Origin of the sequence: Plantibacter sp. RU18 (assembly GCF_050613355.1) — a bacterium.
In the GTDB taxonomy this organism is placed as follows: Bacteria; Actinomycetota; Actinomycetes; order Actinomycetales; family Microbacteriaceae; genus Plantibacter.
The window spans coordinates 580,309-593,148 of record NZ_CP159618.1 but is presented as its reverse complement, the minus strand read 5'-3'; the positions used below and the strand labels follow the sequence as shown (position 1 = coordinate 593,148).

At 65.9% G+C, this 12,840-nt stretch carries 7 protein-coding genes and 2 pseudogenes; 4 read left to right on the top strand and 5 right to left on the bottom strand.

The window, feature by feature from the left end:
* Nucleotides 1-61: 61 nt before the first annotated feature.
* The 3 genes and pseudogenes from ABMA10_RS02735 to ABMA10_RS02725 form a co-directional block, all read left to right on the top strand.
* Nucleotides 62-949: pseudogene (locus ABMA10_RS02735) on the top strand (LysR family transcriptional regulator); the annotation flags it as partial.
* A gap of 21 nt (nucleotides 950-970) precedes the next feature.
* A complete protein-coding gene (locus ABMA10_RS02730) occupies nucleotides 971-1,447 on the top strand; it encodes a VOC family protein (protein WP_347869717.1) in 477 nt (158 codons plus the stop codon).
* A 77-nt stretch (nucleotides 1,448-1,524) separates the two neighbouring features.
* Nucleotides 1,525-2,520: an Abi family protein gene (locus ABMA10_RS02725; RefSeq protein ID WP_347869660.1), complete on the top strand. Its 996-nt coding sequence runs from the start codon at nucleotides 1,525-1,527 to the stop codon at nucleotides 2,518-2,520.
* A gap of 147 nt (nucleotides 2,521-2,667) precedes the next feature.
* Here the strand turns inward: ABMA10_RS02725 and ABMA10_RS02720 are convergent, their stop codons facing one another.
* Nucleotides 2,668-8,589, bottom strand: a complete 5,922-nt coding sequence (locus ABMA10_RS02720) for a DUF4011 domain-containing protein (protein ID WP_431031508.1) — start codon at nucleotides 8,587-8,589, stop codon at nucleotides 2,668-2,670.
* A 303-nt stretch (nucleotides 8,590-8,892) separates the two neighbouring features.
* Nucleotides 8,893-9,273 (bottom strand): annotated as a pseudogene (locus ABMA10_RS02715) (Swt1 family HEPN domain-containing protein); the annotation flags it as partial.
* A 259-nt stretch (nucleotides 9,274-9,532) separates the two neighbouring features.
* Between ABMA10_RS02715 and ABMA10_RS02710 the strand changes: the two are divergent.
* Nucleotides 9,533-10,678, top strand: coding sequence for a hypothetical protein (locus ABMA10_RS02710; RefSeq protein WP_431031155.1), 1,146 nt, complete (start codon nucleotides 9,533-9,535; stop codon nucleotides 10,676-10,678).
* Here ABMA10_RS02710 and ABMA10_RS02705 read toward each other — a convergent pair.
* From ABMA10_RS02705 to ABMA10_RS02695, 3 genes are read right to left on the bottom strand one after another with little or no spacing between them, the layout of a single operon-like run.
* Nucleotides 10,675-11,610, bottom strand: a complete 936-nt coding sequence (locus ABMA10_RS02705; RefSeq protein WP_431031154.1) for a DNA/RNA helicase domain-containing protein — start codon at nucleotides 11,608-11,610, stop codon at nucleotides 10,675-10,677. The genes ABMA10_RS02710 and ABMA10_RS02705 overlap by 4 nt on opposite strands.
* Complete coding sequence (locus ABMA10_RS02700; RefSeq protein ID WP_431031153.1) at nucleotides 11,573-12,460, bottom strand: hypothetical protein; 888 nt, start codon at nucleotides 12,458-12,460, stop codon at nucleotides 11,573-11,575. The genes ABMA10_RS02705 and ABMA10_RS02700 overlap by 38 nt, the downstream gene beginning before the upstream one ends.
* Nucleotides 12,447-12,767 carry a nucleotide pyrophosphohydrolase gene (locus tag ABMA10_RS02695; RefSeq protein ID WP_347869664.1) on the bottom strand — a complete coding sequence of 107 codons (321 nt, stop codon included), beginning with the start codon at nucleotides 12,765-12,767 and terminating at the stop codon, nucleotides 12,447-12,449. Before ABMA10_RS02695 ends, ABMA10_RS02700 begins: the two co-directional genes overlap by 14 nt.
* Nucleotides 12,768-12,840 lie beyond the last annotated feature (73 nt).

The following is a 12,840-nucleotide window of genomic DNA, read 5'->3' as shown; positions in this document are numbered from 1 at the left end:
GTAACGGTCATGATCAGTCACGTATATTGAGGGTTTCCACGCGACCAGTTAGCTTGAGCTGATGAATCTCTCTCAGATGCGGATCATGCGCGAGCTTGCCGAGCGCGGGACGATCGCGGCGGTCGCGAGGCACCTGCACGTGACGGCCCCGGCGATCTCGCAGCAGCTCGCCGCGCTGCACCGTGAGCTGGGCGTGCCACTGACGTATCGGGTGGGGCGGGAGATCCGGCTGACCGAGGCCGGCATGGCGTTGGCCGAGATGGCGGGAACGGTGCACACGCTGATCGATCGCGCGGCGGAGACGGTGCGCGAGTACGGCGACGACGCCGGTGCGCGCGTGCGGGTCGCGGCGTTCCAGAGTGCGGGGCAGGCGTTGCTGCCGGCGCTGCTGGGTGGTTCTGATTCTTCTCCGTCTCGGTCTCCGTCTCCGTCGCCGTCCTTGGTCTTCGGCGAGCACGACGTCGCCCAGCCGGAGTTCGCGGCACTCGTCGACCAGTACGACCTCGTCATCGCGCACCGAATGGACCACGACGAGCCATGGCCGTCGGAGCAGCTGTCGGTGACGACACTGCTGAGTGAGCCGTTCGACGTGGCGATGTCGGCCGACCACCCGCTCGCGGGGCGGGCGTCGGTGTCGGCGGCAGAGCTCGCGGACGAGTCGTGGATCGCGGCGCATGCGGGCTTCGCGCCGGACGTGGCCCTCGGGGTGGTCGAGGCGACGGCCGGCGTGAAGTTCCACCGCGCGCATCGTGTGAACGACTACCATCTGGCCGCGTCGCTCATCCTCGGTGGTGAGCTGCTGGCGCTCTTCCCGCGCTACACGGCGCCACGAGCGGACCCGCGGCTCGTCCTCGTCCCCCTGGAAGACGTGCGCATCGCCCGCAACATCGATGCGCTCGCCCGGCCGCACGCGCTCGCGCGGGCTGCGGTCGCTGAGACGTTGGAGCGGTTGCGAGGTGCTGCGGACGCGTTGCAGCGGTCACGTCCACAGTCATCGGTTGCTCCCGGGGTGCATCACGTCGAGGTGTGGCTCGCGGATGTGGAGGCCGAGCGTGCGAGCTGGGCCTGGTTGCTTCCCCTCGTCGGTTTCGCACTGTCGAGCGAGTGGTCCGGAGGCGAGTCGTGGGGAGCCGGCGACATCTATCTCACGCTGACGGCGTCGCCGAATCTGAGCGCGGTGACGCACGATCGGCGCCGCCCCGGAGTGAACCACCTCGCGTTCCGAGGTGGCTCGCGAGAGGAGGTCGACGCGATCATGTCGGCGGCTCCCGAGAACGGCTGGCGGCCGCTGTACCAGGAGCGCTACCCGCACGCTGGTGGCGAAGAGCACTACGCGGGCTGGCTCGAGAATGCGGCCGGCTTCAAGGTGGAGGTGGTCGCGGATCCCGTGGTCGGCGCTGCGCGAAGCGTCTACGGAGCCGCCCCACCGCCAGCGCCGGAATGCTAGGCTTAACTCACCACATCCCCCACGCCTCTCGTCGAAGCGCACTTGGGGGATTTTTTTGTCGACCGACAGGAGTGTTGATGCCTCATCCACCTCGTGCGCCCCGGCCCCGGGGCGCACTTGACTATGGCAAGCCTGCGCTCGACCTCCCGGAGTTGATCGAACGGCTCGCCAAACGAGGTCTCAACATCACCGATCGCGAGCGGACCTGCCGGTATCTCAAGCACATCGGTTATTTCCGCTTGTCCCCCTACGCAATTCCGTACCAGCACACCGATTCTGACCATCTCTTCCGTGAAGGAACCGCATTCGACGACGTTCTCAACCTTTACGTCTTCGATCGCGCGCTCCGCTCGTTGGTCATCGACGCTCTGGAGCGCATCGAGGTGGCGGTCCGTGCGGCAGTCACAGATCACATGTCGACGACATATGCAGACCCACACTGGTACACCGACCGGGCTCATTTCCGGGACGCCGGAAAGCACGCCGGACTGTTGCAGATGGTTCAGAACACTTGCGAGGAACGGTTGCGGGGTTCGCCGGACGCCGGCCAGGACGCGCTGGTCCACCGATCGGCATTGGAGCACTATCTGACGACTTACGGGGAGCCCGTCCTGCCACCGTCGTGGTTGATGGTGGAGGCGCTCACCATCGGGCAGCTGACAAGCGTCGTCAGCAATCTGAAGCGACGTGCGGACCGCACCGCCGTGGCAGCGAGCATCGGTCTCACAGAGCCGGTGCTGTCGTCGTGGATGCGGACTTACGTTCGCGTTCGAAACGTGTGCGCGCACCACGGGCGCTTGTGGAACCTCGGTCTCGGTGTGTACCCGGCTATCCCGAACTCGCCTTCCGTCTCGTGGCTTGCAGAGCCAAGCGGCCTGCCTCAGCGCTCAGAGAAACGTCTCTACCCTGTTCTCGTTTCACTGCAGTCCGTGCTGAATACGATCTCTCCTCACAGCACGTGGCCACGTCGACTTCACGCGCTCCTCGAATCACGCCCGCGGATGAATCTTGCGGGGATGGGAGTTCCAGTGGGTTGGGCGGATGATGAATTTTGGCGACGCCATCTCGCCTGAGGGCTCCCCTCAGAGTCACACTCGGAACTTCCTGCCGAACACGGTCGCGGACATATCGCTCCAGCGGCAGGCGCCGGAGTGATTGCCGCGAGATCGAAGTGACCAAGCCGAGAATGCTGCGGATACAGCTGACGTCGGCCGGGCTGCTCAGGGTTTGAGGGCGATGAAGCGGTCCTCCCCGCTTCGCACCACCCGCCCAGACATCAGCCCCAACTCCAACGCCTCGTCAAGGCGGGCACCGATCGCCGCGGTGACACGCTTGCCGCCGAAAATCGCAAGGGTCTCGCGGCGGAGTTCGTCGGGCGAGAGGCCGGCGGACTCCTCGGCCGCGATCGCCATCGCATTGGCGATCTCGACCAGGGAGATGTGCTCGATGGCACGAGCTGCGTCCGCCGAAGACTGGCGTGCGCCACGCCAAGTCGCCGGGTCGACATCTGCAGGCCAGGCGAACGGCTCCTCCGAGCGACCGAGGTACTCCGCCGGGACTTTGTCGAGGATCGACTTCGCCCGTGAGCCCGCCACCCGGTCAAGGCCGAAGGAGCTCGCGACGAGCTTCGCGAGACGCATGACATGGATCGGGCCCTCGGCCTCCACAGCAGCGCGGATCGCACCCTGGACGGCGACGACGGAATCGCGCTTCGGCAGACGGTCCAGAACCTCGATCGAGCCCAGCGCCGGCGCAACCCACGGCTGATACTCCGACAGCTCGGGATGCCGCGATGATGTCTCCACCACGGCCGCCACCTCGGATTCGGCGGACGCCGGCACCGACGCCGGTGCCGGTGCCGGTGCCGAGCCAACCTTCCGCTCGCGGAACTCCGACAGCGGATCTGGCGACGACAGCCGTTCCGACCACTCGCGCACACGCAAGATGCGCGGCGGGGCTGCTTTCTCCGCCGAGTCCTCTTCGATCGCGACCGCGTCCGCTTCAGCCAGCTCCGCCTCACGGGTAGGCCCGGCCAGAGAGCGCTCCGCCGCAGCCTCCACAGCCGTCACCAACCGCTCCAGCACCTCCTCGCGGTGGTGCAACCACTCCGGCAACCACACGCGCTCGACACCCGGCCAACGCATGAGGCCGCTGAGCACCTCCACCGGCAGCCCGTCGCGATCAGCGACCGTCCGACGCTCGCGCCACGACGCACCGTCGAGCAGCACGGCGACCAGCGGCTTTTCCGGCTCCGCTTCCGTCGCGATGCTGATGTCCACTCGGAAGTCCGACAGCCCCACATCCGTCTTCACGGCGTGCCCGGCGAACCGCAGCTCGTCGGCGATCTCATCACGGTGACGGTCGATGATCGCCTGACGACGACCGTCCTCCCCAGCCGCCTCGCTCCCCCGCTGTGCGAGTTCCAGGTATGCCTTCAGATGCTTGATGCCGGTCGACGACGTCTGTTCGGCCCGCAGCTCTGACGGGTCGAAGCTCGCGAACAGCACCACCTGACGCCGAGCGCGGGTCACGGCGACGTTGAGACGCCGTTCGCCCCCGGCCCGCGTCAGCGGACCGAAGTTCAACGGGATCACGCCCTTGTCGTTCGCACTGAACGCGATCGAGAACAGGATCGTGTCGCGCTCATCACCCTGTACGTTCTCGAGGTTCTTCACGAACAGCCCGTCCTGCTCGTCGAGCGCCAGCGCGATCCGCGGGTCGGCGCTGTCGCGCAAGAGGTCCTCGATGAGCGTCCGCTGCTGCGCGTTGAACGTGATGACGCCCAGCGACGGCGTCTCCTCCGGCGAAGCATCGAAGCGACGCGAGATCTCCTCGACGATCGCCCGCGCCTCCACCGAGTTCGTCCGCAACGACTTGCCCTTGCCGCCACGCTCGAACTGCCCGTCCAACCGCACGAACGCCAACCCGTGACCCTCGACACTGGCATCGCCCGCGCCCCCGAACGGTGCCGGGAAGGACGACAACTGGCTGTCGTAGTAGTGGTGGTTCGAGAACGCGATGAGCGACTCGTCCTGGCTGCGGTAGTGCCACGACAGCCATTTGCTCGGCACTCGCGCCTGCACGCACTCGGAGAGGATCGACTCCTCGTCCTGCAGGACCTCGCTCGTGTAGTCGGCGTCGTCGTCGATCGACGCACCGGCCTCGGCGAACGTCGTCGGCGGCATCTGCTTGCTGTCGCCCACCACGACGACCGACCGCGAACGCCCCATCGCACCGATCGCATCCGCGACCCGGATCTGCGACGCCTCGTCGAACACGACGATGTCGAACAGTTCCGCAGCGGCCGGGAAGAACCGAGCGACGGACTCGGGGCTCGCGAGCGTGCACGGCATGATCTGCGTGACGAGTTCGCCGAAGTTCTCGAGCAACGCGCGAACACTCATGCCACCGCGCTGGCGATCGATCTGCCGACGCAAGCCACCCACCTGACCGCTCTCCGACTGCGAACTGAAGGTCCGAAGACCCAACACTGACGCCGGGATCGCCCGCGGCAGCTCCTCACGCACGGCCTTCACGCTCGCGGTGAACCGCATGACGCTGCGGTTGTGGGCGGTGGCGTCGAAGGCATCGAGCGTGGTGGTGCGCTCGCGCTCATCGATCGACGCCTGCGCGAGTCCCTTCTCGAACGCGAGCGTCGCATCCTCGGTGTCGATGCGGCCGGCGAGGATCGACGTGCGGACATCGTCGAGCCCGTGGGTGCGGAGCGGTTCGACGACGCGCACGAGGTCGAGCCAGCGTTCGAGGACGACGGGCTCCGCAGCGTCGAGTCGGCGTGGCTCGCGCGTCGCCCACCAGGCCTGCAGGAAGCCCTCGCCACCCGACCACGACGCGAGCCTCGCGGTGTCGACCGACGCGACCCGCAGGAACTCGGTCCACCCGCTCGCGAGGGCCATGAGCGCCTGAGCAGCAGCCTGCGAGGGCTGCGTGGTGGCGTAGTGGTCGCGGACGGCGGTGATGAACGCGTCGTCGGGTGTGCCCGGGAGGCGGAAGCCGTCGGACAGCCAGCGATACCAACCGAGCAGTTCGCGGACGGGCTGCGTCGGTTCGACGAGCGGGTTCCAGCGCTCACCGACGAGCGGCAGCGCCGTCGACCGCAGCGTGCCACGCACCTGCACGAGGCGGTCCTGGGCTGCCTTCGCCTCCGTGAGCTGCGGCACGAGCTGCTTCACCTTGAACGACGCCGCGTCCACTGCCAGCACGTCGCTCAGCTGGGCGAGCACCGCCCGCAGTCGCTTCTTGCGGCCGAAGAAGCTCGACGCCGCAGCCTGCTCGGCGGCGTGGAGGGGTCCGGCGATGTCGCGATCGAGGATGGCGGGTGTGAAGGTCGAGCGCCACTCGGCGGGTGCGTCGCGGAGCTGCTCTGCGGCGCCGAGGGCGTCGTCGAGGCGGCTGAAGTCCTCGGATCGCGTGCCGGCCATGAGCGCGCCGATCGGGAGGCGTGGTGCGGCGACCGCGGTCGACCAGAGGCCGAGGAGCTCGGGTCGGGCGGCGAGGCGGAGTGTGTCCATCGGGAGGCCCGCATCAAGCGCCGTGGCGAGGGCTGCGTCGAGCGTCCGCGCAGCGCCCTGAACCGTGCCGGCGTCGAGCCCGGGCGCGGACGGTCCGTCGAGGAACGCCCACGGGTGCGTCGTGGACGGGCGGGCGAGGTCGGCGCGCTCGGGCAGGGCGCGGAACGCCGTACGCAGCTGCTCGAAGGCCTCGGGCGTGCCGGCCGCGACGAGCTGCTCGGGGATGGTCATCGCGACGAGGTCGTGATCCATCGCGAGCAGGCGGCTGCGCGCGGAGTAGAGGGAGAAGCCTGCCGCGTTGACCTCATGGAGACGATCGGCGTAGCGGGTGAGGGTGCGGAGGCCCGACTCGGAGATCTCGCGGTTGGTACTCAGGGCGTCGACGTCGGCCCTGGTGCGGAGGTCGAGTCCGGCCTTGACCTGCGCACGGACGAGGTTGGGACGCGCACCCTTGTCATGGAGGTCGAGCGAGAACGCGCCGAGTCCGACGTCTTTGAGTCGCTGCTTCACGACGTTGAGCGCCGCGCGCTTCTCGGCGACGAACAGGACCTTCTTACCCTCGGCCAGTGAGCGGGCGAGGAGGTTGGTGATGGTCTGGGACTTGCCCGTGCCGGGAGGGCCTTCGAGCACGAAGGTGCGGCCAGCGACGGCTTCCGCCACGGCGTCGAGCTGTGAGGAGTCGGCGGCGACGGGGCAATCGAGTCCGAGGCGGTCGAGGTCTGTGTTGGTCTCTGCGGGCTCGGGGTCCGCGTAGGCGTCGAGGGGCGTGTTGATGAGGTGGGAGACGAGGCTGTTACCCGCGAGGGTCTCCCAGTTCTCGTCGAGGTCCTTCCACAGACGGTACTTCGCGAACTGGAGGATCGACAGCGACGCCGTCTCCTCCACGCGGAACGGCAGGCCGGCGTCGAGCGCCGCCTGGCGGACGGCGTTGAACGCGGCGGGAAGGTCGATGCCCGCGCCGTCGTCGCCAGGGTTCGCGAGCCCCGGGATCTCGAGGCCGAAGCTCAGACGCAGCTTCTCAAGCAGGCAGTAGTTGGGCGTGGAGGAGCCGGCTTCGTCGAGGGAGAGGCGGTAGGTGGAGCCGCGGCTCGTCGTCGTGAGCGTGACGGGCACGAGCACGAGGGGTGAGCGGAGGTCGCGGTCGCCGAACCGCCAGCTGAGCATGCCGAACGCGAGGTAGAGGTTGTTGGCGCCGGTCTCCTCGACGATCGTCTTGGCCTTGTAGGCGAGGGCGCGGAGCTTCGCCGGATAGGCGGCCTCGGTGACGTCGATAAAGGCGCTCTTCTTGTCGTCGAGGAAGGTGATGCGGTCGCTCTCGGCGAGGTCGCGGCCGAAGCGGATGCCGCGCTGCTGGTCGATCGTCGCGACGCTGTCGGAGGCGACGAGGGTGAGCGGGGTGCCGTGGTTGATGCTGTCCTCGAGGCGGCCGAGCGCAGGGCCGGGGACGGCGAGCTCGTGGCCTGAGCGCTCGGTGTAGTTGATGAGCTTGTTGCGGAGGCTGAGGTCGAGGAGGGCGTTCTTCCAGGTGGAGACGCGCTTCGGGACGTCGGGGCCGTGGCCGGCGGCGGTCGACTCGGCAGTGGCCGGGGCGTCCTGCGTGAAGGCGCGTGCTTCGGGCGCTTGGTAGAGGGTGACGACGGATTCACCCTCGCTGTTCAGACGGCGGCTGGGCAGTGGGTAAATCTTGCGGAGGCGGGCCTGGACGACGTCGGTGATGCCGATGAACTTCTCGAGCGAACCGGCGAGGTGCTCGGTGTGGGGCCGGCGGGCGGCGTCCGCAAAGGTGCTGGTCGGGTTGGTGAGCAGGGTGGTCTCGACGACGCCGACACGGCCGAGTTCGAGGGAGTTCACGGCTTCGGAGACGTCGGTGCTGGCAACGACGTCGAGGGTGGTCTGGACCTTCCAGTAGCCGAGGAAGATGTGGTCGTCGAGGAGCCAGAGGAGCGGGTGGATGCCGATGGCTTCGAGGACCGACGCGAGCATAATCGTGAGGTCGAGGCAGGTGCCGAGGCGGCCAACGAGGACCTCCTCGGGTGTGCGGACCTTCTGGCCGCTGCTGCCCCAGCTGGCCGGCGGCTCAGCGTAGCGGATGTCGCGGGCCTTGGCGGCGTCCCAGACGGCTTCGACGATGGCGTCGATGCGGGTGGGGTCGTCGAGTTGGTAGGTGGCGAGGGAGCTGTTGCCGGTCTTGGCCTGGAGGATGTCGGACACCTCGAGCATGAGCTCGCTGACGACGAGGGCGTTCGGCTGAACGTGGGCCGCGAGGAGCTCGAGGCCGAGCTGGACGGGTGCGGCGATCCACTGCGTCGACGCGAGCACGGTGACCGGGCTGTCGGCGGCGCCGAGCGCCTTGCCTGCGGCATCGCGGACGGTGATGCGGATGACGCCGGGCCGCTGTTCGTCGACGAGCAGCATGCGCCGCGGATCGAGGAGCACCTCCGGGCTGCGGAGGAGGGTAGTGCGATCCTCGCCGAGGTCGACGAGGAGGATCTTGGTGTCCGCGACGGGCCCGTCGGCAGTGACGACGTCGATCTCGACAGACGCCGCGCGGCGTTCCGCCCCGTGGTTCTCGACGACGATCTCGTCGATCACCGCGATGCTGCAATGTGCCATCGCGTAGCTGAGCGTCGGCGTCGCGCTGACGCGGATGGAGATTGAGTCTGCGCTGGATGCGGAGCCTTCGGCAGAAAGGGAGCCTGCGACGCTCTGCTGATTGCTCGCTTCGCCGTTGTTAGCCGTTCCGCTCGACGCGCCCGCTTCGTTCCCTGAGCCTGTCGAAGGGCCCACGTCGCCAGCGTTCCCAACCGAGGTAACCGCCCCGCTCCCTGAGCTTGTCGAAGGCCCACCCACAGACAGCACCCGTCCCTTCAACTCCCCCACAGCGCTCGCTTCCCCGTCGGCCCCAACAATCCCCAGCAGCAACTGCATCGAATCCAAACCTCGATACGCCGCCTGCTCCGTGAACCCCTCGCCGTGAGCCCAGGCATTCCGAACATCCCGCAACTCACTCGCGTACCCTCGAGCACTCCGCGACAACACGCGGTCGAACGGGTACCCCAGCTCCCCGATCCGCTCGGTCATCGCCCGAAGCATGAGCGACACGTCGGTCGCCGAGTACCGCCCGTGCCCAATCCCCGCCGCGCGATCATTTTCCTCGATGATCTGCGTCCACTCAACGCCCGGCAGCGCCTCCGCGAACGCCCGTTCGACGACGGGCAGCAGCCCCAACCCAAGCTGCTCGAGGCCTTGGCCAATAGCGGAGTTGAGTTCAGAAGCTTCCACGGTGTGGCCTTTCATTGGGGTGGTGCGAGCGATTCGGGCGTCGATTCCTCCGTCGGGAGGTCACAACGGTACGCGGCTATCGACCCCGTCGACTCTGAGGACTCGGTGCCGCAGTCCCCTAAGCAGTGTGCCCGGCACGCCCGTACGAACCCTAACGAAGGCTGGCGACACCCACGTTCGAGAGCGTCCCGGCGCGACGAACACAAAGGTCCGGATTCCCAACAGCAGTTGGCCATTCACCTGATAAGCGACAGGTGGCCGATAGTGTCGGCTCATGCCGCTCCAGACATCTGCAAGCCTTTCGCTCGAGCTTCAGGTGGGACAAAAGCAGATTCGAGAAGTCCTCCAGGAGCTCTACGGCATTCTGCCGACCGGGATCACGCGTTGGGAGCTCACCGATGAGCAAGCGGGCGCTGTGCGAACTCGGTTCCCCTCGACCGGTGCCACCACAGAACGGCACTGGACACTCGAAGTCGGCGACACTGTCCGCCGTCGCGAGATCCACGCCGCCTTTCGCGGTCAGCAACAGGGCGGGATCTCCACGCCGAAGAGCATCCCCGACATCCTGATTTTCACCGATCCCAAGGAAGGCGCGAAATTCGGTTACGACCGGTTCGAAGGACTGCGCGAAGACGGCTCCTATTCTTATACCGGTGAGGGGCAGGAGGGGCATCACGGGTTCCTTCGTGGTAACAAGGCCCTGCGTGATGCAGCTGCTGATGGCAAGACCATCCGTCTGTTCCGAACCAGCGGAACGCTGGCAAGCTATGTCGGCGCGTTCACAACGGGTGACCCCGCGTATCGAATGGAGACCATCCCTGATGCAAGCGGCGCCCTTCGTTCCGGGATCATCTTCAACCTGGTGCCCATTGATGCAGACACCACGCTCCTCCCGGCGTACGGCGGTGAGCGCCCAACGAGTGCCACGATCACTGAGTGGACGGCCCCCAAGTACTCCGACATCGTCGTCGCGCAGGATGAGCTGATCACCACGGGTGAACGAGTGGTTTCGAGAGTCGAGTTCGAACTGCAGGCAGCCTTCGGCAATTGGCTCAGGAAACAAGGTCATGTGACCAGGCGGCTCACCCTCCCCACGGATTCCTCCACGATCGAGCCTGATCTCTACGTTGAGTCAAAGGGCTGGATCGTCGAGGCGAAGAAGTCATCCGGGCGCGCCTACGTAAGAACCGCCATCGGGCAGGTGCTCGACTACGCCCATACGGCGCGGCGCGGCGGCATCGAGGTTGCGCCTGTCGTGCTTCTGCCGGGTCGCCCGGAACGAGATCTTCTCGAGCTCATGGGAAACTCGGAATCACCGTCATCGTGCGGGCTGACGACGAGTTTGAGGTTCTACCACATACTCACTGATCCCCCGCTTCGGCAGGAGCGCAAGCTCCCATTAAACGAGCCTGTCGCTTAGCTTGATGCCAGCATTAGACCGCTCAGGTGCGTCCGCAGGGCAGGGTCGCTTACGTAGACGTAGGTCCCCCGAATGCCACGCGTCAGCAATACCGTGTAGATGTTCGTGACGTAACGCAGCAGGTCATCATCAGAGTAGGTCAACCCTCGCGCCGGGTTATTCTCCTTACCCTTCTTGTCAAAGTAGGAGCTTCGGTGGAAGACGATTCGGTTCGTGTCGACGTCGAACCGCAGGTCCGGCCCGATGATCACTCCCGCGTAGTTCAGGTCGTACCCCTGAACTGTGTGGATGGAGCCGACCTCTTCGAGCGACAGCGGCGATGCGATCCAGTCCGTCTGTGTGCCATTCCAGCGGAGGTGCACATCGTCGATGACGATGTCGTAGGCATCCTTGTCGTACTTGGTCTTCCACTCCCACGCGAAGCCGGCCACCAGGCGGGCAAGACCCACCTCGGCGTCGCGTTTGCGGATCTCCTCTCGCATCTCCGCGATGTCATCGAACATCCTGAGGTCGTACTCTCCAAAGTCCGGTGCGAGTTCGATCTCTACCGGGCCACCGAGCATGTTCCGGATGTAGTCGACGTAGTCAGCGCCCGCACGCACCCGCATCTGCGACGCGAGCCCAGAGTAGCGATCGGTGGACTTCGCGGTCGCCACGAGTTGATGCAGGTGTTCGGCCGGCACGTCCGCCGGGCGCACGCTCTGCCCCGCGTCGAGCAGGAAGATCTGATGATTGCTCTTCGCCGCGATCCAGTCGAGCTGTGTCTTCGACGTGTCGTCCTCGCCGAACAGCTTGACGGTGATGTCACGGAACTTCTTGTTGAGCGGACCCGAAGGCTGGTTCGCTCGTTGGTTCAACCGGTGGGCTTCATCAACGACGAGCAGGTCGAAGTCTTCATCGGACCCTCCAACGTCGAAAGCAGTCAGCACCATGTCCGGATGCAGCCCCGGAGTCTTCCGAAAGACCTTCTTGATCGAACTGCGCAGCGACTGCTGCGGGACGACGAGACCGACCCCGGAAAGTCTGGAGCATCGCACGATGCTCCTCGGTGAAGAACGAGGAGAACAACGTGTCGCTGTCGGGTTCATCTATGACCGCCGAGCCTCGGATATCGGCGATCAGCTTCAGCAGGTAGATCGCGACAACGGTTTTGCCGGTACCAGGATCGCCTTGCAACACCGTCGTGCTCCGTACCCCACGCTCGATGTCTTCGAAAAGCCCCGCGAGGACGCCGTCAACGGCGATCGCCTGGTCCTGAGTGAGCGCCTTAAACGGCGACAACTTGAACAGATCACTGTTCTCGATCTCCGGGATGGAGCGGGTGAAAACTCCGTCTGCGCGCAGCCGCTCGAAGACCTCAAGGAAGGACTCTCGGTAGCGATCTCGCTCATAGTAGTTCGCGTCGACGATGCCGTCGTTGCGATTGAGTACCTGGTAGGAGCCGTCTCCGGCGAGCAATCGGATCAGAAAAGATTCGAGATCAAGGCAGACTGACTTGTTGAACGTCTGGTCCACGATGACGCGCAAGCCCGTGAGATGTTTCTTCTCGATGGAGTCGAAGTGCTGTCGCATTCGTGCCGCGACGTTGAGGGACTCTCCAACGTAGACGTCGCGTTCGACTCGTGCCGTGCCTACCCGCAGTCGTCCGGCCGACGTATGCTCTGCGATGCCGCCATCGAGCAGATAGACGACAGGCCAATCGCTGTACCGCTTGTCGCTCTCGCCCCACCGTTTCACCTCGTTCGGAGTGAAGCTGAGGCGGGTGATCTCAGAGCTCGTCATACTTCACAGATCGCCCGCGCGCCTTGTCGACCGGATACTTCTCGCGCGTTCGCGCAAGCTTCTCTCGAACGATCGTTTCAGCGTCGAGCCCGAGCCGATCCGTCAGGAGAAAGCAATAGGTGAGCACGTCGGCCACCTCATCGCGTATGCGATCACCGTCAGCATCCGGGCCCCACTGGAAGCACTCGAGGAGCTCCGCCGCTTCGATCGAGATGCTTTTCGCAAGGTTTTCAGGAGTGTGGAACTGCCCCCAGTCTCGCTCGGCCACGAACCGCTGCAGTTCATCGTGAATCGAAGACGTCCCCATTTCGCAAATCTAGCAGGCGACCTGCAGCTCAGCAGAGGTCAGCGACGGGGCGACTCACGCTCGATGGTGGCGC

What these genes read in the sequence shown, in the direction of transcription:
- ABMA10_RS02725 (WP_347869660.1), top strand. Translation starts at nt 1,525, where the DNA reads ATGCCTCATCCACCTCGTGCGCCCCGGCCCCGGGGCGCACTTGACTAT.
- ABMA10_RS02720 (WP_431031508.1), bottom strand. Translation starts at nt 8,589, where the DNA reads ATGGCACATTGCAGCATCGCGGTGATCGACGAGATCGTCGTCGAGAAC.
- ABMA10_RS02710 (WP_431031155.1), top strand. Translation starts at nt 9,533, where the DNA reads ATGCCGCTCCAGACATCTGCAAGCCTTTCGCTCGAGCTTCAGGTGGGA.
- ABMA10_RS02705 (WP_431031154.1), bottom strand. Translation starts at nt 11,610, where the DNA reads ATGGTGCTGACTGCTTTCGACGTTGGAGGGTCCGATGAAGACTTCGAC.
- ABMA10_RS02700 (WP_431031153.1), bottom strand. Translation starts at nt 12,460, where the DNA reads ATGACGAGCTCTGAGATCACCCGCCTCAGCTTCACTCCGAACGAGGTG.
- ABMA10_RS02695 (WP_347869664.1), bottom strand. Translation starts at nt 12,767, where the DNA reads ATGGGGACGTCTTCGATTCACGATGAACTGCAGCGGTTCGTGGCCGAG.